The organism is Flavobacterium sp. OHVDL-2026-0007, assembly GCF_059882335.1.
Genome location: NZ_CM187612.1, coordinates 4,018,055 through 4,042,019 on the forward strand (window position 1 = coordinate 4,018,055; position 23,965 = coordinate 4,042,019).

At 32.8% G+C, this 23,965-nt stretch carries 20 protein-coding genes and 2 tRNA genes; 15 read left to right on the plus strand and 7 right to left on the minus strand.

Annotation, left to right across the window (positions count from 1 at the left end):
• Nucleotides 1–6 precede the first annotated feature (6 nt).
• From AC51AA_RS16560 to AC51AA_RS16570, 3 genes are all read left to right on the plus strand, one after another.
• Nucleotides 7–1,857: a RagB/SusD family nutrient uptake outer membrane protein gene (locus AC51AA_RS16560; protein WP_500703323.1), complete on the plus strand. Its 1,851-nt coding sequence runs from the start codon at nucleotides 7–9 to the stop codon at nucleotides 1,855–1,857.
• Between the two features lie 59 nt (nucleotides 1,858–1,916).
• Nucleotides 1,917–2,882: a BT_3987 domain-containing protein gene (locus AC51AA_RS16565; RefSeq protein ID WP_500703324.1), complete on the plus strand. Its 966-nt coding sequence runs from the start codon at nucleotides 1,917–1,919 to the stop codon at nucleotides 2,880–2,882.
• A 157-nt stretch (nucleotides 2,883–3,039) separates the two neighbouring features.
• Nucleotides 3,040–4,293: a glycoside hydrolase family 18 protein gene (locus AC51AA_RS16570; RefSeq protein ID WP_500703325.1), complete on the plus strand. Its 1,254-nt coding sequence runs from the start codon at nucleotides 3,040–3,042 to the stop codon at nucleotides 4,291–4,293.
• A gap of 433 nt (nucleotides 4,294–4,726) precedes the next feature.
• On the opposite strand, the gene AC51AA_RS16575 is transcribed toward AC51AA_RS16570, so the two are convergent.
• The 6 genes from AC51AA_RS16575 to AC51AA_RS16600 form a co-directional block, all read right to left on the minus strand.
• Nucleotides 4,727–4,799 (minus strand) — tRNA-Met (locus AC51AA_RS16575).
• Nucleotides 4,800–4,997: 198 nt separating this feature from the next.
• Nucleotides 4,998–6,524, minus strand: coding sequence for an ArnT family glycosyltransferase (locus AC51AA_RS16580; protein WP_500703326.1), 1,527 nt, complete (start codon nucleotides 6,522–6,524; stop codon nucleotides 4,998–5,000).
• 199 nt (nucleotides 6,525–6,723) lie between these two features.
• Nucleotides 6,724–7,272, minus strand: coding sequence for a DUF4494 domain-containing protein (locus AC51AA_RS16585; protein ID WP_500703327.1), 549 nt, complete (start codon nucleotides 7,270–7,272; stop codon nucleotides 6,724–6,726).
• 365 nt (nucleotides 7,273–7,637) lie between these two features.
• Nucleotides 7,638–8,072, minus strand: coding sequence for an META domain-containing protein (locus AC51AA_RS16590; RefSeq protein WP_500703328.1), 435 nt, complete (start codon nucleotides 8,070–8,072; stop codon nucleotides 7,638–7,640).
• A gap of 399 nt (nucleotides 8,073–8,471) precedes the next feature.
• Nucleotides 8,472–9,566 carry an exopolyphosphatase gene (locus tag AC51AA_RS16595; RefSeq protein ID WP_500703329.1) on the minus strand — a complete coding sequence of 365 codons (1,095 nt, stop codon included), beginning with the start codon at nucleotides 9,564–9,566 and terminating at the stop codon, nucleotides 8,472–8,474.
• A gap of 132 nt (nucleotides 9,567–9,698) precedes the next feature.
• A tRNA-Met gene (locus AC51AA_RS16600) sits at nucleotides 9,699–9,771 on the minus strand.
• A gap of 116 nt (nucleotides 9,772–9,887) precedes the next feature.
• On the opposite strand from AC51AA_RS16600, the gene era reads away from it, so the two are divergent.
• The 12 genes from era to AC51AA_RS16660 all read left to right on the plus strand — a co-directional run bounded on the left by era (nucleotide 9,888) and on the right by AC51AA_RS16660 (nucleotide 23,177).
• Nucleotides 9,888–10,769, plus strand: coding sequence for a GTPase Era (era, locus tag AC51AA_RS16605; protein WP_500703330.1), 882 nt, complete (start codon nucleotides 9,888–9,890; stop codon nucleotides 10,767–10,769).
• A gap of 348 nt (nucleotides 10,770–11,117) precedes the next feature.
• Nucleotides 11,118–12,428 carry a ribosome biogenesis GTPase Der gene (gene der, locus AC51AA_RS16610; protein WP_500703331.1) on the plus strand — a complete coding sequence of 437 codons (1,311 nt, stop codon included), beginning with the start codon at nucleotides 11,118–11,120 and terminating at the stop codon, nucleotides 12,426–12,428.
• Between the two features lie 156 nt (nucleotides 12,429–12,584).
• Nucleotides 12,585–13,730 (plus strand): tyrosine-type recombinase/integrase, encoded by a 1,146-nt coding sequence (locus tag AC51AA_RS16615; protein WP_500703332.1) that lies wholly within the window; start codon nucleotides 12,585–12,587, stop codon nucleotides 13,728–13,730.
• A gap of 5 nt (nucleotides 13,731–13,735) precedes the next feature.
• The gene (locus AC51AA_RS16620) at nucleotides 13,736–13,954 is read left to right on the plus strand and encodes a hypothetical protein (protein ID WP_500703333.1); all 219 of its coding nucleotides are present in this window, start codon (nucleotides 13,736–13,738) and stop codon (nucleotides 13,952–13,954) included.
• 671 nt (nucleotides 13,955–14,625) lie between these two features.
• On the plus strand, nucleotides 14,626–15,003 hold the full coding sequence (locus AC51AA_RS16625) for a hypothetical protein (protein WP_500703334.1): 378 nt from the start codon (nucleotides 14,626–14,628) through the stop codon (nucleotides 15,001–15,003).
• Between the two features lie 3 nt (nucleotides 15,004–15,006).
• On the plus strand, nucleotides 15,007–15,336 hold the full coding sequence (locus AC51AA_RS16630; RefSeq protein ID WP_500703335.1) for a hypothetical protein: 330 nt from the start codon (nucleotides 15,007–15,009) through the stop codon (nucleotides 15,334–15,336).
• Nucleotides 15,337–15,552: 216 nt separating this feature from the next.
• The gene (locus tag AC51AA_RS16635) at nucleotides 15,553–16,401 is read left to right on the plus strand and encodes a hypothetical protein (RefSeq protein ID WP_500703336.1); all 849 of its coding nucleotides are present in this window, start codon (nucleotides 15,553–15,555) and stop codon (nucleotides 16,399–16,401) included.
• Between the two features lie 120 nt (nucleotides 16,402–16,521).
• Nucleotides 16,522–16,866: a helix-turn-helix domain-containing protein gene (locus AC51AA_RS16640; RefSeq protein ID WP_500703337.1), complete on the plus strand. Its 345-nt coding sequence runs from the start codon at nucleotides 16,522–16,524 to the stop codon at nucleotides 16,864–16,866.
• A gap of 31 nt (nucleotides 16,867–16,897) precedes the next feature.
• On the plus strand, nucleotides 16,898–18,199 hold the full coding sequence (locus AC51AA_RS16645) for a hypothetical protein (protein ID WP_500703338.1): 1,302 nt from the start codon (nucleotides 16,898–16,900) through the stop codon (nucleotides 18,197–18,199).
• Nucleotides 18,200–18,670: 471 nt separating this feature from the next.
• Complete coding sequence (locus AC51AA_RS16650) at nucleotides 18,671–19,267, plus strand: DUF4468 domain-containing protein (RefSeq protein WP_500703339.1); 597 nt, start codon at nucleotides 18,671–18,673, stop codon at nucleotides 19,265–19,267.
• 119 nt (nucleotides 19,268–19,386) lie between these two features.
• Entirely contained in the window at nucleotides 19,387–19,899 is a 513-nt protein-coding gene (locus AC51AA_RS16655; protein ID WP_500703340.1) for a hypothetical protein, read from the plus strand.
• 524 nt (nucleotides 19,900–20,423) lie between these two features.
• A complete protein-coding gene (locus AC51AA_RS16660; protein WP_500703341.1) occupies nucleotides 20,424–23,177 on the plus strand; it encodes an outer membrane beta-barrel protein in 2,754 nt (917 codons plus the stop codon).
• A gap of 29 nt (nucleotides 23,178–23,206) precedes the next feature.
• Here the strand turns inward: AC51AA_RS16660 and AC51AA_RS16665 are convergent, their stop codons facing one another.
• Nucleotides 23,207–23,950, minus strand: a complete 744-nt coding sequence (locus AC51AA_RS16665) for a DUF2490 domain-containing protein (protein WP_500703342.1) — start codon at nucleotides 23,948–23,950, stop codon at nucleotides 23,207–23,209.
• Between the last annotated feature and the right edge of the window lie 15 nt (nucleotides 23,951–23,965).

Sequence of the window (23,965 nt, forward strand, 5' to 3'; positions counted from 1 at the left end):
TTACAGATGAAATTAAAAAATAAAATACATATAGCCATTTTATTCTTGTTTGTTGCTATATCTATAAGTTGCAGTAAAGATTATTTAGATGTATCAGACGAATTGGCTGGTGAAATGACTATGGAGAAGGTATTTAGTATGCCTTCTAATACGAGGATGTTTCATAGAAATATTTTTACGGGAATTCCCAATAGTTCTTGTATGATATTTGGAACAGATTATGTGCTGGATGGTTTAGATAATCCATGGACTGGCGCAACAGATGAACTGAAAATGGCTCAAGGGACCCTAAGGAATCTAACATCTAACGGGTATAATGCAGGGAATGCACCATTTCATAGATGGAATATGTTATACCGCCAAATTAGACAGGCAAATTTATTTTTGGAAAATGCAAAAGTAATTCCGCAAAGTGGTTCAGCAGATTATATTGATGAGGCTGAGCTTGCTAAAATGAAAGCGCAAGCTAGATTTTTAAGAGCATATTATCATTATTTGTTGTTCGAATTGTATGGGCCAATTCCTATAATGAAAACTTCAGCCGACCCTAATTCACCAGATTTAGATTTTTCTAGAAATTCGGTAGATGAAGTAGTAAGTTTTATAGATACTGAACTAACTGAAGTGGCAGGTCAACTTAATGATAAAGAAACAGCTGATGCATTTTTAGCACTTCCAACAAAAGGGGTGGCACTGGCTGTAAAAGCTAAGCTATGGATCTATGCGGCCAGTCCGCTTTTAAATGGAGGTTATGCAGAAGCTCTAGCGATAAAGAATCCTGAAGATGGTAAAAAGATTTTTCCAGAATTTGATAAAACGAAATGGCAAAAAGCATTGAATGCACTACAAGACTTTATAACTTTTGCAGAATCGGGAAATTACCAACTGTATAAAGTGAATAATGCCCAGGGAGTTTATGATCCAAATAAATCTCTGTACGAACTATTTGACAAGTATAATAGTGAAATCATTTGGGCTAATCCTAATAATGATTGGGGATCTGTAGGGGAGGATGGTACGTATAGAAGATTGACTCCAAGATCTGAACGAGCAGGATTTGCTTCTATAGCAGTGACTCAAGAGTTAGTAGATGACTTTTTTATGTTAGATGGTTTGTCAATCAAAGAATCGACTAAATATAGTGAAAATGGATTTTCTGCAACTGGAGAGGATCTAAGTGGACAAACCAATGTAGGAACTTACAAAATGTGGATTAATAGAGAACCTCGATTTTATCAAACAGTGATGTTTCATGGACGTAAGTGGCATACTGGAACTAATATAATTAAATTTAATAAAGGGAGCGGAAATGATAATTCATCTGAAAATTATCCTTGGTCTGGTTATCTATTATATAAACAATTAGATAGAACCGTTAGAGACGAAGGTTCTTTTCCAAGAACGAAGTACCGACCTTCTATCATATTTAGACTTGCCGAATTTTACTTATTATATGCTGAAGCTTTAAATGAAGTTAATCCGAATGATGCTAGAATATTGCAATATGTAGATAAGGTAAGAGAACGTGCAGGAATACCGTTACTGACTGTTATTAAGCCACAAATAATGGGGAATCAGCAAGCACAAAGGTTAGCGATAAGAAAAGAAATGCGAGTTGAATTAGCTACTGAAGGCCAACGTTATTTTGATGTTAGAAGATGGATGATTGGTGATCAACCGGAGGGACATCAAGGAGGAGCTTTTTATGGAATGAATATGAATGGGGCAACTGAAGCTTCATTTTTCCAACGTACTCCTTATGAGACTAGAGTTTGGGATAAGAAAATGTATTTATATCCAATTCCATTAGTTGAAATGCAGAAGAGCAATAAATTAGTTCAGAACCCATTATGGTAATCATTGGGTATTATAGAATGTAACTTTAATGAGTTTAGAAAATAAAAAAAATGAAAAAAATGAAAAAAATAATTTATTTTACATCTCTCTTTTGTGTTATTGCATTGTTTAAATTTTTGACAGGATGCAGTAATAATGAAGATACAAATAAAGAAGGTAGTAATGCTATTTTTATAGTCCCATCGGGTAAAGTAGCTACAGAAAGTAAAGTTTTACTGTCGTTTGTTACCACTCCATATAAATTTCCAGTGGCAGTGGCTGTCATAGCCCCCTTAGCGGCAAATGCGGATGTAACAATTGCTTTAGATAATAGCCTAGTTGCTACATATAACAGCGCAAATAATACCAAATACGCTATAATGCCAGAGGGGAGTTACGCATTGGAAGCCACCAGCTTAACAATCCCCACGGATGGTGTTGCCTCTCAGCAAACAAACCTAGTAGTAAAAGCAGGTATGCTTAATCTGGATACAGATTATTTATTACCGGTAAAAGTTACATCAGTTTCTACAAGTGATATTACTTTAAATTCTGCAATGGCTACCAAGTATTATATTTTCAGGGCGCCGACTCCGAATAAAGGTGTTTTGTCAGTGGGCAAGCCATCTTCTTGGAGAAATCCTTCTGCGTCATTTAATGCGCCAAGGGGAAATGATGGTAATACCAATGGAGATTGGGGTGGTGGTTCTGTATGTGAATCTGGTGCGGCAGCTGAACAATATTGGCAGGTAGATTTACAAGCTATTTCTCCATTAATTGAAACAGTGGATATTTATAATAGAACTGACTGCTGTGATGATCGTACGATAAATTTTTATGTATTTATTTCCGATGTGCCTTTCACAGGAACCAGCGTAGCGGAGTCATTAGCACAACCAGGTGTTAAGAGTTTTTACACCCCTGGTAAAGCTGGCAGGCCTACAAAAATAGCAACCAATGTATCAGGACGTTACATAAGGCTTCAAAATACTGGTGGGCAAAGCCTTACTTTGGCTGAATTAACAGCAACAGGAATCAAGCCTTAAGAACTTAATTTTTTATTGAAAAAATAGTGGCTAAAGCAGTCAAATAGGATACGGCAGTAACAATGCTGCCGTATGTTTATTTTTTTTTCAATGTCGAAAAAATCTTGCTTTATCAATTAGTAAGAGTAATCTATGTGGTCAAATTCAAATAAAAATCATGAAAAAAAATAAATTATTTAAAGCAGTCTTTTTTGTGTTTGCAGTTATGTTTTCGATAACTGCAATGTTGAGCTGTTCTAGTTCAGAAGCTCCATTGTCTAATGACCCACCTGTTGTAGTCACTCCTCCAGTTGTGGCTCCCCAAGCTGCAATTAAACGGGACAGTAATTTTGTAGTGCTAAATTCAAGCCGAGTTGTGGAAGGATATTTAACCTTGTCTAAATGGTATGGTTATTCTTATAATGATATTGACTATTCAAATGTAACGCATATTGATTTTGGGTTTATAGTGCCCAAGTCAGCAACTGATCCAACGCTAGTCTATGAAAATTTAGCTGATGAAGCTACTATTATGTCTTATTATTCAGATCTAACGGATAAAACGTTTTTAGGTTATGGCGACAAACTAATAACCAAGGCGCATGCCGCAAATGTAAAAGTTTTACTTGCATTATCAGGTGCTCCAAATCTCAAATCATTGTTGGCTGATAACATTCTTCGCGAACGGTATGTGTTAAATATTGTACAACTATTGGAGCAAAAGGGATATGATGGTGTAGCCTTAGATTATGAATACCCTTCCAGTAGTAGTGAGGGGGCAAATATACTTTTGTTGATGCAAGACTTAAGGATTGCTTGTATTAAATCAAGTGTTTTGGCTTCTAAAAAAATGATTTTTACTATGGCGTTGCCAGTAGGTGATTGGGCAGGTAAATATTACGATATGGCCGCTTTGTCTAAATGCGTGGATTGGTTTTCACCAATGACTTATGAGTACAGTTCTAGTACCATTGCCAATATCAATTCTCCTTTGTATAAAAATACAGCAGCCGGAAATTCAGCTGGTATTGATGATGCCGTTAATTATTATGTAAATACAAGAAAAGTAAATCCCTTACAATTGACCATCGGCGTTCCTTTTTACGGTACTCAATATACTCTTTATTCGGCATTGGGAGCCTCAGCAACAGGGGCCGACAGAGCAACCAAGGACATGTACAAAGATTTTATAAGTAAAGGAGGATTCACTGAAATGTGGGATAGTGTCACCCAACATTCATATTATGTAAACAGCAGTACTAATATGATGATCGTTTATGATAATGAAAAAGATATGAATACAAAAGGTGCATACCTGAGGTCGAAAGGGCTAAAAGGTGCTATGATTTGGGAATTGTCAAGAGGTTTTTATGATACGGGTTCAACTAAAAATCCGTGGTTACAGGCCTTGGGTAATGCGGTATTACGATAGAATGGTTTGGTAGTTATTTTATTCGTTTTTTAGGTTTGGTTTTAGGTTTGGTTTTATTTTATTTCAACGGAAAAAGCTTCAGAGAAATCTGAAGCTTTTCTTATTAGCCTAACGGGATAATTCTCGAACCGTTTTGTGGATGATTTAAAAATATTGGACTGTCAAAATGATTAATTCAAAATTTTTAGATTTTCCAAGAAAGGATGTGTTAATACACTCATGATACAGCTTGCAAAACGTTTTTATAGAATTATTAAGTTTAAAAAAAAGAAATAATCAACAGATAATTGAAATACTCCGTTTTTATTCTTAGCAGAAGAGTTCTCTAAATTATTAATATCAGTTAGTACCAGATTATATCTTGCTCCGTTTTTGTTTTTTAAAAGAAATATAAACGAAAAAAGCTCCAGATTTCTCTGAAGCTTTGTCTTAGTAGCGGGAACAGGACTCGAACCTGTGACCTTCGGGTTATGAGCCCGACGAGCTGCCTACTGCTCTATCCCGCGTTGTTTCGGGTGCAAAGATACGTAGTATATACGGTTATGCAAAGGATTAGCGGAACTATTTTCTTAAAAGAATGGTAAATTTCAATATAAATTGACTTTTTGAATGTAATCATCTGTTTTGTAGTTGATTAATTATGTGTTGAAATTTGATGAAAACAGATGAAAAACTTCAATATAAATCATGGATTTAGTCTTTGTTTACTTGATGTAGTCTTTTTCTTCGATAATCTCGTTTTTTATTCTTTTTCTAATATCGGTTTTAGCACCCGTGAATACAAAAATGGTTGTTTTAAATTCGCGAGCATATTTATTTGTTATTTGTCCCGCTATAAAAGAATGTTGAAAATAAGGACTTGTCTTTTCAAATTCAGTATTGTTTTCTTCGTATTCTTTAATTCTGATTAGATTGTTGTAGGGTATGTCAAGATTGAACCAATTCACATAGTCAGCACTAAAAGAAACGGCAGTAATCCCTTTTTTAGAATAGTAATTGATGGCTCCGGCTTGCCCGTAATTGTCGCAAAGGATAAGTGTTTTTTCGGGTGCTGGAATTGTAGCATAAATGGAATCCGTTTTTCTAGCAAGTTCTTTCCAGCCGAGCATGTCGGCGAAATCTTGAGGTAAATCATGGTCTTTTCCATCTTCCCAGCGTAGCATGCCCAGTTTTTTATATTTTTCGGGATGGTTCACAATGTACTGTGGTGTTTTATTGGGGAAAGACAGGTTGTACATTGGGATAAAAAATAATAGTGGGAGCGCAATGAAAACTGGTCGTAAATAACGTTTTTTGCCTGTATTTAAAAGCTTAGAAAGGTAAACGGCTCCAAAGGCAATATAAATGGGGTATAAGCCAATGGCGTAATAGGCTTTTGCTTTGAAGTACAAGAAGATAAGAAGTGTAAAAATAATAGAGGCAAAAAAGAATTTATATTTTTTGAAAGGCTTGTGAAATAGTAGCGCATATAAGGCCGAAATGATCACAAAAAAAGAGCCTATAAAAAATAAAACTTGCTCTTTTAAAAAGTGTAAGCGATCTACATTGGCTAATTGAGTTTTAGACAATTCTTTCATGTGATGTACAATAGGGAATTGGTTGTTGTATTGCCATAGTAAATTAGGTAGTATCAAAAGTAGTCCTAAGATCAAGGCTAAATAGAGGTATTTGTCTAGTAATATTTGTCTTTGTTTCGTTAGTACAAGGGCAGGTAAGAGACCAAGAAGCAGAAAAAGGATATTGTATTTGTTTAAAAAGCCAAAAGAAAATACGATGGCTCCAATATACAGCCATTTTGTTTTTTCAGTTGTAATGTACTGAATAAGGATGTAGTAGAATAGGGTCCAACTTAATATGTCAAAAGAGTTGGGTTGGTATAATATATTGATACGTAATAAGGTAGAAAACACTATGCAGGTCGCGCCTAAAATTAAGGCATAAAGATCTCCTTTTAGGAATTCAATCGTTTTCCAGATAACGACAAGGGTTAAAGCGCCGAAAAAGGCAGGAAAAAATTTGATCCAGAAAACAGAATTTCCAAGTAACCATATAAGATAAGAAATCCAGGAAGTAAGAGGGGGAACTGACAGATATCCCCAAGCCAAATGATGTGCCTGGTCAAGATGAAGATATTCGTCTCGTTGTAAATCGTATTCAGGGTTTATCAAGGTGTATTGTAAAACAAATTTCAGTATGATAAAGCCGATTAAAATTAGGGTCTTTTTACTCATATAGATTGGCAGTTTCTTATGGTTTTTGGTTGGTTGTTGATTGTAAGCTGTTTTTATTCAGTGGTTAAAGTCAAAGCTAATGTAATATTTATTTTTGAATTTAGGTTTGGGTAAGTTGTTTGCCAAACACTATAAAAAACAAAAAAAGCCTCAGATTTCTCTGAAGCTTTTAGTGTTGTATTCGTATGTGATCAAGTGTTTATTCCTCTAATGCGGTTTCAAATTCCATATGATCAACTGTTTCTGCCTGTATTTGAGCAGGTTTAGAAGCTTTAAGTGCGTTGAATCTTTCTAATTGTTCGCTTTCGCCTTCTTCTCCACTAAAATAAGGGAAAACATCCATTATTGGGGATTCTGAAACGGCTGGAATTGAATATTCACCCATTGTATTTTTCATTACATGGATGGTATTGTCATAAGCTTCTTTTACGTCATTTGCTTGTACCAACATATACATATTGGTCTTTCTTTCTTTACCACTTTCTTCGTCATAAGCCAATAAAGAAACTTTTGATTTGAACCAGCGGTCTGTGTTCTCGAAAGGATGTATTTCTGCGTAATTAGCGACTTTTATATTCGTGATTTTAAATTCTTCACTGATGTACTGGGCCATCTCTTCATTGATTCTTTTTTCTGCTTCTGTATAAGACAAAGCATCGACCAAATAGGGTTCTGTCAAAACCTTTTGACCTCCAGTTTCATCTGTTTTTCTATATTTTACCTTGCATTCGTACCAAATTGCGCTCATCTTCTTTTTATTTTAAGGATGTCAAAGATAGATTTTACAGGAAATTAAATCCTAGAATTTTTAAATAGATATTCACAATTTATAATCGATTGAGGTAAGGTATTGGAATTGTGTGTGTTGCTTTTTTTTGTTTGAGAGAAAATTAAAAAAAGCTTGGGTTGGAGGAGCAGGGGTAGAAAATGATAAGCAAAAAAAATGTCTTGAGGTTGTTTGTTTTTTGATTGACGTTTTCTTTAGGATAGTAAGAGAAATGAGTTGATAAAAAAGATGAAAATAAATGGGATACTGCTATAACGAACAAAATCCCTCGATGAGGGATTTTGTTTGATGTATTGATTAGAATTCTAAATATAGAGTAGCTAAAGTTATTTAGTTACTTTTTTAAATCTCATCATTGGGATGTCTTTTATCAATAGGTTTAGCTTGCCTTCTTTGTCGATTGAGTAACTATCAATTTTTTGAATCGTTTGTAAAAAAGTTTGTTCTCCTCCACCTTCGCAGTACATCATGGTAGTTGGGCCTTGGTCTCCAAAATCAATTGATTTTCCTTTTAAAGTATAAGGAGCCATAAAACCGTTACAACCAGCGTTTCCAGCTACTTCGTTTGTTTCTTTATTGAATTTTATAAAAGGCTTTTTATCAGGAAACAATCCTTCAAAAGCAATACGTGGGCCAGAAATGTATTCAAGTTCCCAAGTAGTGTCGTAAAGATCGGCAGTTTTTGTAGTGTCTTTCATTGTTGTGCAAGAGTTAAAAGATAGCGCTAGGACAGAAACGAATAATAGTACGTAGTTTTTCATAAAAATAAGATTTTAGGGTATAAAATTAAATATTTTCAGCTTAAATAAGCAGATTTTTTTTATAAAATAGACAAAAACTACTTAGAGTAACTTTGAAGATTTCTTGTCGGAGTGCAATAATGGTGCCAATGGTACGAAGGATAGTTCTTGTATTTGGTGTATGTTGTTTTTACTACGGTACAGGTTTAATTTTTATAGGCCTAATAAATAAAGCTTCAGATTTCTCTGAAGCTTTATTTTAAAAGTTCTGATGGGGGTAATTTTTGAATCATTTTAGAGAAGATTTGTTGATCTTGATTATTGAGGTAATGCAGTTCAAATCTCAAAATGATTTTCATTATGACCTAGTTCTGTGATTTAAAAAACGAATAGGATTTATAAGTAATGTAAAGTGAATACTTAAAAATTAGTATTCACTTTTTTAGAGCGATCTGCAATGTATGAGATAAGCCAGGTTGTTTGTCCCTCTTTTGCAAAGTATATTTTTTTTGTTTTTAAATTTGGAAAGCCTTCAAGGCAGGCCACTAGTATGTTATTTGCTGAAATAAGGTATTTTTGGTCATAGGTGCTCAAAACTCTAGCAGCTTCCTTATTGGTTTTGGAGAGGTTATTAAACTTGTTGAAATTATTCTTCAGGATTGCATCGTAATTGATAACGTCTTCTAGGTTTAAAGGAACATAGTGTTCTTTAATGTTTTCATTGTAATATAGCGTTGCAAAGGCCCAGACTGCTCCTCCTGATAAGTAGATTTTTTCTTTTTTCAATAAAAGAGGATTGGTGTCAAACATTTCTTTTATCTTCTTTCGTAGAACGGGGTTATAGTCAAAAGATTTTTCCTGATATACAGACATATTATTAGCTTGGTTTTGATTCGCAACCGTTTTTTTTATGGCATCGGTAAGGGTCATGGTGCCAAAATCAAGCTCCAGAGGGATGAATTCTAATTTGTTATCGGCAAGTTCGTCGATGTATCCACCTTTGGTATTTAAGGCTCCAATATCGAGCAGAAAAGCGTCAGAATAATCAACAGGTGGTATAGCGCCCTTAACTAGCATTTTTGCTTCTTCCTCAATATTAATTATGTCAAAACTCTTGTCGGTTAGGGCTGTAATTTTGTTTCTTAAAGTTCCAATGTTGTGCGTAGATGCAAAAACGGGAGCGGCAACTATAAAGATATTTTCTTCTTGAATTTTAAATTCCTCTCTTATTTTCTTTAATTGGTCATAAATTATGATACCAGTTTTGTTGATGTCATCTTGAGGAAGCTCGTTGCAAGTAGTAATATGCTGGGCAAGATTAAGTCTTTCGGTCCAGAAGTAGACAATCTTATAGTCTGCTTTTTTGATATTATTGACTTCTAGGACTGAAACTTTTATTGCTCTTCGTCCGATTTCAATTCCAGCGTAAAGATTTTTTTGAGAAAAAGAATCGATGGAAAAAAATAAATTTAAAAGAATAAAAAATAGAATTTGGGATTTGTTTTTTTTAAACATTTGATTTAATTATGGTTATGTGAAATTTGAGGTACTAGTGAAGACTCTTACTTAAATGAAAGATGAAATTAAAGTCAGGAGTGAATTTTGGATACAAAAAAAGCCTCAGATTTCTCTGAAGCTTTGTCTTAGTAGCGGGAACAGGACTCGAACCTGTGACCTTCGGGTTATGAGCCCGACGAGCTGCCTACTGCTCTATCCCGCGTTGTTTCGGGTGCAAAGATACACACATTTTCTAGAAATCCAACGAAAACTTTAAAAAATGTTTTATTTTCTGTATTGAGTTGATATGACTACCTTTGCACAATAAATAGAACACAAATGTCACATAAAGCAGGTTTTGTAAACATCATCGGGAATCCAAACGTTGGAAAATCAACATTGATGAACGCCTTTGTTGGAGAAAGGTTATCGATCATTACATCAAAAGCACAAACAACTCGTCATCGTATTCTTGGAATCGTGAATGGCGAAGATTTTCAACTTATATTATCGGATACACCCGGAATCATCAAACCCGCTTATGAAATGCAGGAGTCGATGATGAACTTTGTAAAATCGGCTTTTGAAGATGCTGATATTTTGGTGTATATGGTAGAAATTGGGGAGCAAGACTTAAAAGACGAAGCTTTCTTCAATAAAATCGTTCATGCTAAGATTCCAGTTTTGTTATTATTGAATAAAATTGATAATTCAAATCAGGAGCAATTAGAAGAGCAAGTGGCGTTTTGGACTGCTAAAGTGCCGAACGCTGAGATTTTCCCTATTTCAGCTTTACAGAATTTTAATGTACCAGAAGTTTTTGGAAGGATTATTGAATTGCTTCCAGAATCACCAGCCTATTATCCAAAAGATCAATTAACAGATAAACCAGAACGCTTTTTTGTAAACGAGACCATTCGTGAAAAAATCTTGCTGAATTATAGCAAAGAGATTCCGTATGCTGTTGAAATTGTTACAGAAGAGTTTTTTGAGGATGAAAATATTATTAGAATCCGTTCGGTTATTATGGTGGAACGCGAAACTCAAAAAGGAATTATCATTGGACATAAAGGTGCCGCCTTGAAAAAGGTTGGTATGGATTCTCGTGCTGACTTAGAGAAATTCTTCGGGAAACAAATTCATATTGAACTATATGTGAAGGTGAATAAAAACTGGAGAAGTAATGCCAATATGTTGAAACGATTTGGTTATAATCAATAAACATTGCGTTGGTTTCGAATAGATGCTGAGGTGGTTTTTTCCGTTGTTTACCGTTTGAATCAATTATCAATACTGACGTAAAGTTTTGGTTCAGAAGAGGGAATGCTTTTTTAAAGACTTTTTTAGGAAAAAGACAAAGAAAGCAAGGCTGAAAAATAGTGCTTTATGATTCTTTTGAAATAACAAGAAAAATAATAAAAAACTTAGGTATTTAGAAACATGGTGACTTAGCCACTTTTTTAACTACCTTTGCAAAAAATTAAAATACTGTATTTTGGATTTATAAGTGATAGAATTTTAGGAAACTAAAGTCTAAAATCTAAAGTCTAAAATCTAAAATTTACAAAAATGAATAACATTGTTGCGATAGTAGGAAGACCTAATGTAGGGAAATCAACCCTTTTTAATAGGCTGATACAAAGAAGAGAAGCTATTGTAGATTCAGTGTCTGGAGTTACCAGAGATAGAAACTACGGTAAAAGCGAGTGGAACGGAAAAGAGTTTTCGGTAATTGATACGGGTGGATACATTCGTGGTTCTGATGACGTTTTTGAAGGGGAAATTCGTAAACAAGTAGAATTAGCTATCGACGAGGCTGATGTTATTATTTTTGTGGTGGATGTTGAAGAAGGTATCACACCAATGGATGATGTTGTTGCACGTTTGTTGCGTAAAGTGACAAAACCAGTTTTATTGGCTGTGAACAAGGTAGACAACGCTATGCGTGAAAAAGATGCTATTGAGTTTTACAACCTAGGTTTAGGGGAGTATTATACGTTTGCCAGTATTTCTGGAAGTGGAACTGGAGATTTATTAGATGCTTTAATTGAATCTTTTCCAGTGAAGCCAGAACCTGTTAAAGAAGAAGTAGTATTACCTCGTTTTGCTGTTGTAGGACGTCCTAATGCAGGTAAATCTAGTTTTATTAACGCGCTTATTGGTAAAGAACGTTTTATGGTTACTGATATTGCGGGAACAACTCGTGATGCTATTGATACAAAATTTGACCGTTTTGGTTTTGAATTTAACTTAGTGGATACTGCGGGAATCCGTCGTAAAGCCAAAGTGAAGGAAGATCTAGAATTTTACTCCGTAATGCGTTCAGTTCGTGCTATTGAGTATGCAGATATTTGTATTTTGGTTATTGACGCTACTCGTGGATTTGAAGGCCAGGATCAAAGTATTTTTTGGTTGGCAGAGAAGAACCGTAAAGGTGTTGTGATCTTAGTTAACAAATGGGATTTAGTAGAAAAAGATACCATGTCGACTCGTGACTACGAAGAGAAAATCAAAAAAGAATTGATGCCATTTACAGATGTGCCGATCTTATTTGTTTCTGCTTTAACAAAACAGCGTTTACTTAAGGCTTTGGAAGCTACAGTTCAAGTTTATGAAAATAGACAACAAAGAATTCCAACTTCTAAGTTCAATGAATTTATGTTGAAGGTAATCGAAGCGTATCCGCCACCTGCTACAAAAGGTAAATATGTAAAAATTAAATATTGTATGCAGTTGCCAACTCAAACGCCTCAGTTTGTATTTTTTGCCAACATGCCACAATACGTTAAAGAACCATATAAAAGATATCTGGAAAATAAAATTAGAGAAAATTGGGACTTTTCAGGAGTGCCAATCGATATTTATATCAGAGAAAAATAACATACAAAAACAAGCGAATATTAAATATATAGAAACCCCTGTAAACAATAGATTTACAGGGGTTTTTTGTTGTTTTGTGTTATTGTTGTTTTGGTTTGTTATATATTTGTTTTGATAATATTTGTACCGTATTTGTACCGCGATAAAACCTCGTCAATGGCAATAAAAGTAACACTTCGAAAAAGAACTATTTCAGGAAAACGACAAAGTTTATACTTAGACTTCTATCCAGCAATCAAAAGTTCCGATAATGGAAAGGAAACCCGTAGAGAATCATTAGGAATGTACGTGTATGATAATACAAGGAATCCTCTTGATAAAATACACAATACGAACACCCTACAACTAGCCGAACAGATTAGACAAAGAAGAGAAAGCGACTTGAATAAGCCTGAGATATATAATGCATTAGAACAGGAGCAAATTAGGAAGAATAAAAAACAGGATGGGGATTTTATCGCATATTTCAAAAAACTTGCAGAAAAGAAAAATCATTCTAATCGTTTTATATGGTTGGGAAGTTGTGATTTTTTAAAATTACATAGAGGAAGCACTTTGAAATTTTCAGATATTGACCTCGAGTTATGCATTGGATTTATAGAGTTTTTACAAACGACCAAAAGTAAAAAGAGTGATAAAGTTCAATTGTCTGAAAATTCGATTAAAACATACTATGACAAATTTCGTTCAGCTTTAAAGCAAGCATATAAAGATGGTTATTTGTCTGAAAATATAGCGGACAAAACGGATGCCGTTAAAAAAGCCGAAACGCAAAGAAACTACTTAACACTTGAAGAACTTAATACACTCGTTAAAATGGACTGTAGAAGTGTTGAAATTAAAACACAGGCTTTATTTTCAGCTCTTACAGGTTTAAGGCGTTCTGATATTCAAAAACTAATTTGGGGAGAGGTACATCACGAAGAAGGTAGTGGTTATCTAATTAGATTTATGCAAAAGAAAACAGGAGGTTCAGAAACTTTGCCAATAACGGAACAAGCTTTTAATTTATTAGGAAAAAGGAAACAAGCCACGGATAATGTATTTACTTTAATACAAGAAACTAACCAAAGGGAAAACAGATATTTAGCCAAATGGGTTTTGGATGCTGGAATAACCAAAAAAATAACATTTCATTGTTTCAGACATACATTTGCAACTTTGCAATTATCAATGGGAACGGATATTTATACAGTCTCAAAAATGTTAGGGCATAAAGATTTGAATACTACTCAGATTTATGCAAAAATAGTTGACGAAACCAAAAGGGCTGCTTCTAATAGAATTAAACTTGAAATGTAAAAATTATGAAACCAGATTTATCACATTTGACAGGTTCGCAGCTGTTTGACTTTTACACCTCTCAAAATAGCGAGTATAAACAAGTGTTATTTACCGCTCACTTACAAATAGGAGGCGAATTGTTTTCGATGCTTGAAAGAGCTGAAAAAGAGGGTAAAAAGATTGTGCTGCATGATAGTTTAGAAGACGTAGACGATCCACCAATTACTATTTATATTGAATAGCAAGGTTGGTCAATAAAGTCAGCTGAAATGAAATTAAGTAAAAGATACGGTGAATTAAAATAACTTTCAAAAGTTCAATTTAAAAAGATAGTGATCTACTCAAGTATATGACTTTTTGACCATATTCAAGGAAGTTTTACTAAGATCAAAGATGATCAAATAGATGAAGAAAATCTAAATAACAATTAAGAAGAAGTTGTTAATGAGGATGAATCTGCAGAAATAGAAAACCCATCTGAAATGATTAGATAGTTTTAAATTATGTAATAATATGAGAAATATTTAATTTATGCCTTATTGTAATCTGTTAAGCATTAGGTATACAAGGAGTTATCATCGTATCGTATCTGTTGTAAATGTGTTGTGTTATCATGTTTAAATGAATTTAAATTTAAGTCATTTTGATTATTTACTCTAAAGACATCCTAAATAATCTTAATTATGGCATAATTTTCAATGCTTTGATACAAAATGCTAAGCAATTATTGTTTTTACAAATGTAATTGTATTACATTTGTAAAAACATTTAGCCCTTATACATGTATAATTATATGTAGAAAGGGCTCTTTATATGCATATCTTAAAGATATAAAGATTGTTAAATAATTTTATATTAGAAAAAATCCAAAATAAAAAATATTTAAATTTAATAAATTTTAAATCAAAACAAGATGAGTCAAGAAGCAAACATAGACATAGTAAGAAAAGATGGTAGATTATCGTCAGTTTCTGTTGTTATGCCTATTTGGGACAAACAAGGAGAAGATGATATTTTTACAATTGAAATTCCTTTATTAGGAATGAAAACTTTTGCTAAAGATGAATTTGATGCCGAAATAGCAATACAAGAATCTCTTGAGTTATTTTGTCTTAATGCAGAAAAATTCGGTAAAGGTTTAGAGGTAGAACTAAAAGTTTTAGGTTGGGGTTTTAACAATAAAAATGGAGATTCCACATCAATGTCATTCAGTACTAATAATTTTGTATATGACCAAGTAATGAAAACAGGCGAACAAGTTGCTCACAAATTAGAATTAGAGTCATTATAGTTTATGTCAAAAAATAATTACCCTACAGTAGATACAAAATTTATTATTGACAAAATTTTAGACAGCGGAAAAGTTAACACTGATAGTCAATTAAATGTTGGAAGTTCAACCACTTTTACACTAAAAGGCACAAAAGCACTACACAAAAGACTAATCAAATTGAGAGAAATTGACGGTACAATTAATTTTTTGCAAGCAACAAGTTTTGCAATAGTTTGTGGTTTTATGGGAGATTTACTTTCTTGGTATGAGTTGAATAGAAATTGGAAAGAGGGAGGATATTTTGTTCCTCAACCTGTAGCTGTCGAAATAGAAGAAAATGAAGAAGAATAAAACAGAAGTTATATAATATATATTATAAGATTAAATAGAAAATCCTGCTCAATGAGCAGGATTTTCTATTTAATCTTGAATTTAAAAAGATTTAGGAATTATTTAGAATGTTTTAAACGGTTTTCAATGATCAATTACTGGAATTTTTTAAATATATCTAAAAACTAGGTGGTATAGTGAGTATACCATTATTTTATAAAAAACACAGGAAAATCAATGGATTTAACAGAGAGAACACAAAGCATTAGTAAAATACCAAAAATTCCAATGTCGCTCCATGAGTTTAAAGAGCGTTACAGCGAACTATTAGATTCTCATTTAAACGATTATTTCGAACATGACGAAATATCTTTTATTAAAAAGTGGTTAACTATATATTCAAATGGATGTAATTTGTTAGCAAAAAGAACTGACAGTAACTTAACTTTAATAGAAAAAAGGGGGTTAGATGCACTCGGAACAAAGCAGTGTTATACAAACTTAGAGTTTAGTTTTGGTAGAATATGTGACTTTTTAAAACAAAAGGAGCAGGAATTTAATACAGCGCTTCAAGAACCTAAGACAAGTAAACTCGTTGAGGTTATCACGCCTGAATCGAAAATTCATTTTTCTGCAATGAATAAGGCAATGTTAAGTGTACAATTGGCATTAGTAGATGATAAGAGAGCAATTCAACAACTCGAAGCAAATCCTATTGATTTATCCAGCTCCATAGATCAGAAACCAGTATACGAGTCTAAACCTTGTTTTAAACCTGAATCAATAGACGGTATTATTATAACCTTAAAAGATTTTTTTGATATCACTGAGCACGGTGAATTAAGACGAATAATTGAGACAGGAAGTAATGCCAATGCCAAATTATTATTCAGGGATAATGGAAACAGATTTACCGACTATCTTAAACGATTATTTGAAGAGGATATAATAATAAGTTGCGATAAAGCAGATTTGATAAATTGGATCGTTAAGAATTTCAAAAATATTAATGGGGATTACATTTATAAAACAGTTGAAAAAACTATTTCAGGAAACTTACAGCCCTGCAAAAATCCAATAACATAAAAAAAAATGGATAAAAACGTTAAAGTTTAATGTGGTTTTAATGTGGTTATAATCTACCACATTGATACCCACCAAACAAACTTTTTACACTTGCACTATCATTTAAACAAATAGTGCCTTATGGAAAATTCACAACAGATTACACTTGAAACGTTACCCAAAGCGTTTATGTACCTCCTTGATGAGGTAAAAGAACTTAAAACACTTTTAATTCAAAAAAACCAACAACCACAACCAACGACTGAACAGTGGTTTGATTTGGTAGAACTTTGCAATTATCACCCTGATAAACCAAAGCCCGCTACTGTTTATGGATGGGTATTTGCTGGCAAAATTCCAGTTAATAAAGGAGGTAAGAAGTTGAGATTTTTAAAGTCTGAAATAGACGAATGGTTGAAACAAGGGAGAAAGGCTACTGTTTTAGAATCCTCTCTACAAGCCGAACAATATCTTAAAAACAAATAGGAGAATTCCCAAGACCTAAAAAGATATCCAAATGCTGGACTGGCTCAAATTAGAAACTTATAATATTCCACAAATTGATTACTTCAAAAATCATATTTTGCTGGACTGGGTAAGTGATTTCGACAAAATAAACAATTATGACAAGGAGGTTATAACATCCAAAAAAGTAAAACAGTACAAAGGGGTTTTGTTTTGTTTTTATGCAAATAAATTAGAGATACATTTTAAACCACATTACTATTTTAATAATGGTTTACACAACGCAAACGACTTTAGGGTAATAGATTGCATTAATGTTTTAATTGAGGTTAGAAACGTATTAAAAATAGATCTAAAGGCTTTTAAAGTTGTAAATATAGAATACGGATTAAACGGCATATCACCTATTGATGTAGAAGACCTTATTACATATTTAGCCTATCATGAACGAAATGAGTTTAAAAACGACATAGGGCTGGCCTACAGTAAAAAAAGTTATTCTGTACATGCAAACGGTACGGAAAACCAATACAAAATTATTAAAGCTTATGCCAAAGGATTGCAGTTTCCTAACTATGCCGATATAAACACATTCAGATTTGAAGTAAAAAGTAAAAAGAGTAGATTCATTAACAAATTAGGAGTTTATACCGCAGATGATCTATTAAACCCATACGTTTATTTAGCAATGGAAGAAAGTTTAATAAATGAGTTTGAAAAGGTTTTGATCTTGGATTGGGCAACCAATTTTAAAACCTTATCACAGAAAGAACAAACCAAAATAGTAAAGTATAACAATACCATGGAATGGTACAAGATAATGAGGGCATCAAACCGCAATAGTTTTAGTAAGAATAAAACCGCCTATTACAACTTAATAAACAAAGTACCTTCCAATTTAAAAAATCAATTAAGACAAGTCATTTATGATAAACTCAAATTCTTAAAAAAGGGTGCAGATTCACCACCTAATGAAACAATTAAAAAGGGTGCAGATTCACAGTTATATAATAGGGGAATATGCACCCTACAAGAAATAGAAAGACAAAATGAATGTCGCAAGCAAAACCATTCAGTTTGTAAAGTAACTGGAATAGATATTTCCATGCAAAAAGAAAACAGTATTTTATTAAGTCATACAGGATTAAAATATTACTACCAAACAGATAGAAAAGTCTTTGAACAACTCAGAAGGAAGTACCTTTCTAAAAAGTGGCATAAGTCAGATTTTGAAACTCAGATAAAAGAAATTGCGCACAATATTCGAAGCGCTGATAGCAACCAAAGAAGTAAACAAAACAGATTGTACCAACCTCAACAGATAAATTTATTTTCTCAATTAGGAATAACTTAATAAATAACCTCCAACTCAAAAAAAACTGTAGTTATTCAACAATTTAAGAATATGAAATCGGAGTTTTCGGAGTTCTTATAAAAAGAAAATCAGAGTTTATATTGTTATAAAAAAAGAATAAAAATAGAGCTTTCAGAGTGTATATAAAAGGTATTGGGACGTTTCGGACTCTATAATAAAAGTGAAAAACTGACTTTTCTGACTCAATAGGAAAGGAATCATTCAGAGTTTTTGGAGTATTATAAAAGAAAAGAAACCGACATTTCCGACTCTATTAAAAGAAACTTCATAAAATGCAGACCCACTAAAGGGAGATTAAATGCTAATCAATAAAATAAATCGTGCCGATAATTTTCCCGCTGACATAATGCAAAGATTATTAATGATGTAATAATGTTTGATTACGGAAAACCATAATAATTTAGAATCTTAATAGTCTACATTTGAACCTTATTAATTTAATTTACAAATATGAAAAAAATATTACTATGTGTTTTCTTAGTATGTAATTCATTTGTGTTCGCTCAAAGCAAAAAAGAAATGTTAGCGGAAATGGATGGAAAATATAATGTCGATGACAATAATAATGTTACCATAACAAAGATAATTGAAATCGATGGTTTAAAAAAAGAAGAAATTTACCCAAGAGTTTTAGCGTATTTTACTTATAATTATGGAAATGGAGAATCTGTAATTCAAGTTCAAGAAAAAGAAAACGGCTTGATTATAGGTAAAGGAATTTATGATAATGTACATATTGGATATAGTCTTGTTACAACAGAAATAGATTTATGGCATGTTATTAGGGTTGATATTAAGGATAATAAAATAAGAGTTTTTATTACTTTGACAGAATATAAAACAAAGACGATTTACGGAAATACTCCTCCATCATACGGTACATTAAAAGTTTCTGAAAGCTATCCTATAAACCCAAAAGGTTGGCAAAGTACGGTTTATACAAAAGCACTTTACAAAGGCACAAAAATGGCTTATAAATCTATAGAGTCAATTGAAAAATCTATAAAAGAAGGAAATACAAATTCAGCAGAGAATAGTGGGTGGTAGGTATTGGTTTGAAATACTAGTAATTACCTAAAATTGCGCTTTTTTAAAAAATTAAACCGTTCAGTGATGAGCGGTTTTTTATTTGCTACTTTAGCATTTGTTAAACTATATTTTAAGATATGAGAAACATTTTACTAATAGTTATATTATTGACTTCGATAATTGTAATCGGGCAAAAAAATAATTTCTATGGTGAATCAGGAAAACAGTATTATAAGCTGAAAGTTGATAAAGCCACATACGATTTATTGAAAGTACAAGATGATACTATCTTTTTTAAAGTTGGAATTCAAGGCAATTGTACTTATAGTGATGGAATTATGACAATTAAAAATTTATATTATCCAGTTAAAGATGAACTTTGGTTTCAAAACGATTATCAAAAACAAGATAAGCTTAATTATAATTTAAACAAATTGATTGGTTTAGGCATACAAACTTCTATTAAAATCAATAAATTGAATATTATAACCAAACCTTTTATTGGTTATTCAAAAGTTGAAATGAAAAAAATATTTTGGGAAGATGATGTAATTAGAGAGGAGAGTAATTTTATTTGGTTTAAAAGTGGTATTGTTTTTTACTTTGATAGCGATGGGGGATTTACTACCGCTGATTATAATAAAACATAGGCAGTCAAATTAATATAAAAAGTATAAAAATACGCGCGCGTAATAGTTAGGAAGTAAAAGTTTTGCCCTATCTATTTGCATACATAATGATTTGATTAATCAAACTTTTTTTCAAGTTCAATCAGTAGAGTAATCATAAGTTTGATCCTTACCGTAATCTTACCGTTAAAAATTATTATGAATGATTATATCCCTATCTCATCACGTGTACAGAGGTCGTAATTAATAAAATCGAAATAATACACGCGCGCGAGGCAAAATATTAAGTTGTCGTGTGTTAGTTTTCAACTTAAATAATATTTAATAATTTATACTTAATGTATCTTTTTGTATCTTATTTGTATCGTTGTATTGTAACTTATTGGTTAGTAGTGTGTAGTATTTATATCAGAGAAAAATAAGAGTACAATCCCCGCTAAGTCGGGGATTTTTTTTGCCCTAAAAAAAAAGGAAGCAAATCTTTGGCTCCGGAATTAAACCTTTGGTTTCTTTTATAGTCTTATGTACTTCTAACTAACTTTTTTATGACCAAAATTTTCTCATACCTGTTGTTTTTTCTATTTTGTTGTGGTGCAAACGCTCAAAATGATGTTGTTATTAAAGGAACTGTAGTGGATATTAATACGCAACTGCCCTTAGAAATGGCCACTGTATATTTTTCAACAGTAAAAGACTCTACTGTTATTGAATATGCTACTACGGACAAAAATGGTGTTTTCAGAATTACCACTAAGAAAATGGAAAAGCCTGTATTTTTAAAGGTGAATTATATGGGGTATCAGACTTTGGTTGAACAGCAGAAAGACATTTTAGAAAGTAAGGATTTTGGAAAGTTGTATTTGCTTGAAAATGTGAACGCTTTAGAAAATGTGATTATTAAAACGGAAGCACCACCCATTACCGTTAAAAAAGATACTTTAGAATTTAATGCCACTTCGTATAAAGTTCGCCCAGATGCCAACGTAGAAGCTTTATTGAAGCAATTACCTGGAGTTGATGTTGATAACACAGGAAAAGTGACTGTGAACGGTAGAGAAGTAAGTCAGTTTTTAGTCAATGGGAAAACTTTTTTTGATAAAGATGGCGCCTTGATTCTTAAAAACTTACCGGCAGATATTATAAAAAAAATTCAGGTTTCGGATTTTAAAACTAAAAAAGAAGAACTTGCCAAACAAGAGTCAACTTCCGATTATTCCAGTATAAACTTAACCATCGATGAAAAGAAAAATAAAGGTTTCTTTGGGAAAATGTTAGGCGGTTATGGTTCTGATGATCGCTATGAAAGTAGTGTGATGTTGAACTTTTTCAAGAACCAACAAAAAATCAGCGTACTGGCTTCTTCCAACAATATCAATTCTACAGGTTTTTCAATGGATGATGTTTTTGATAATATGAGTGGGGGAAGAAATAGTAGAAATAATCAAAATTCGGGAAGCGGTAAAGGGATCACCCAATCCAATTTAGCTGGGATTAATTATACGGATGAATGGACTAAAAAATTTAGCGTGATGAGCAGTTATAATTTTTCCAATGCGATAAATAATAACGAAAGTAAATCAAATCAGATAAATTTCTTGCCTAATGGAAATATCCTGACGGCCTCAGATTCTAAATCAAGAAACGAGAATACAGGAAATAAAGTAAATTTAGAATTGGAATATAAAATTAATCCAAGTATACGATTGGTTGTTTCTCCTAAATTCAATCAAAGCAGATCCATTGGGGATTCAAAATCGAATACGTCATCTGAAGATGAAGCTGGAGAGGCCCTGAACAAAAGCAGCTCGGAATCTAAAAGTGAGAATACAAGTAACAATTTCTCAAATACAATTAATTTTAATAAGACTTTTGAAAAACAAGCTCGTAATCTTAGTTTAGTATTCAGTAACAACAATACTCGAAATGATTCGGATGCATTAAATTTTTCTCAAACTATATTTTATCAAGACAATAAACCTAATGATGAAAGAAATCAAAACAGTAAAAATAATACGAGTTCTGATTCTTATTCTCTAGATCTTGAATATACAGAACCCATAACTGATTCATTGCGCGTTAGGTTTGGTTCTGATTTTGATTTGGCAAGTACAATTAATGATCAAAAAACTTTTGATTATGATGCCGCTACACAGTCTTATTCTAATTTGAATTCATCATTGACTAATTATTTGACATCCAAGCAAAACAGTGTGAGTCCGAAGGTGGGAATCACTTTGAAGCAGAGTAAGATGACCTTCAATTTGAATGCTAAAACGTCTATTGTTGATTATGACAATCATTCCTTGTATTTGGGAAACTCAACTGATTTGAATAAAACATACGCCTTGCCGTTTGCAAATGCTCAAATAAGATATAAGTTTAATAGGTCAAAGAATTTGACTTTAAAATACGACTATTCAAATGCACTGCCTAGTGCTGCTCAATTATTACCTGTGTTGAATTTAATGAATCCATTGAATACTGTAATCGGGAATCCAGACTTAAATCCAATAGAAAAGAGTAGCGCTGGTTTAGATTTTAGAAACTTTGACTTCAGGACTCGCTCAGGATATAGTATGTTTGTTAAAGCGGATTATTATAATAATGATGTTGTTTCAACCTCTATATATGATGATAGCGGAAAAAGAACTACAACTTATGCGAACATCTCAGGAACCTATGTGGCTTCTGTTGGGGGAAATTGGAGCCAATCTGTAAAAAAAGACGCCAATGTTTTGCGATATGGTCTAGGAATTAACGGAAGTTATTCTTTTGATAAAGGGTTTACCAATGCGGTTTTATATAATGCTAAATCAACTTCGATTACCCCAAGAGCGTATATGACTTACGAATATGGAGAAGTGCTTAGTATTTCACCGTCTTATAGTTTGTCTTATAATGAAACCAAATACGAGAATTATACCCGTGATGCAAGTTCGAATGTTGTCCATAGAATCAATATGCAAACCACTAGTTACTGGCCGGCGAATTTGATTTTTGGAAACGATTTTGGATATACCTACAATTCGAATATTTCAGGTGATTTCAAAAAGGATTTCTTTCTATGGAATGCGAGTTTGTCCTATGGCTTTTTTGATAAAAAAGTCTATGCCAAGGTGAAGGTTTACGATGTTTTGAATCAAAACCAAAGTGCTACTAGAACTATTTCGGCAACCTCAATTCGCGATGAAGAAAACACAGTCCTAAAGCGTTATATTATGTTCTCTTTGGCGTACAAAGTTGGGAATTTTGGCGGTAATGATAAAGGAAGAGGAAGAAGAATGCAAAGAGGGGAATAGACTCTTAGTCTTTGATTTTGATCAAAAAACTAGATTTTAGCCTTTCGATTAATTCTGTGATAAAGCGTAAACCGAATAATATCCCGATCATAAAAATCAACGCCGCTTGAGCGTCTTTGAAAGCTCTTTAGATAGCCTAATTCCAAACCTATAGTAGGGTTAAATTGGTAGCGAAGAGCCGTGTAAATTCGATTTTGGTCAAAGGTGTTCTTTTTATTTGATTTTCCGAAATTGAACATAATTTCATCGGAAAGTATTCCTTGTAGGCTTTGTTGGTCTTTTTTAAGCAAATCAAAGGTTGTTTGAAATCGGTATCTAAATCGATAAGAAAACGCAAAATCATTTACTAATTGTGTTATATTGGCTAGCTGGATAAAACGTTCCTCGAGCTGAAAACGATTATGGAAGGTGATTTTAGCAATAGTATTGATCAGAGTAAGGTCTTGCTGGGCACGATATTCAGGAATGGAATAGTCGGGATCAACATTCGGATTTTGTGTATTGACATTGAAATAGGCAAATCCTGCTCCTATTTCTATGACTTTTGTTGCGTGATATCGACCTTGAATGCGCAGAGCAAAAAGGTTCTCATGTACTGGATTTAAAAAAAATCGGTTATCTAAATCAGAATTGAGGGACCACTTTTGAGTTAAAGGGAATATATTGTTATAGCGGATCCAGCTTTGGGTTTGCTGATCTATTGTTTTTATGTTTTGTGCCGATAAAAATGGACTTGTAAAGCCTAATACCAGTAGTAATTTTAGAATTTTCATCTCGTCTATATCAAT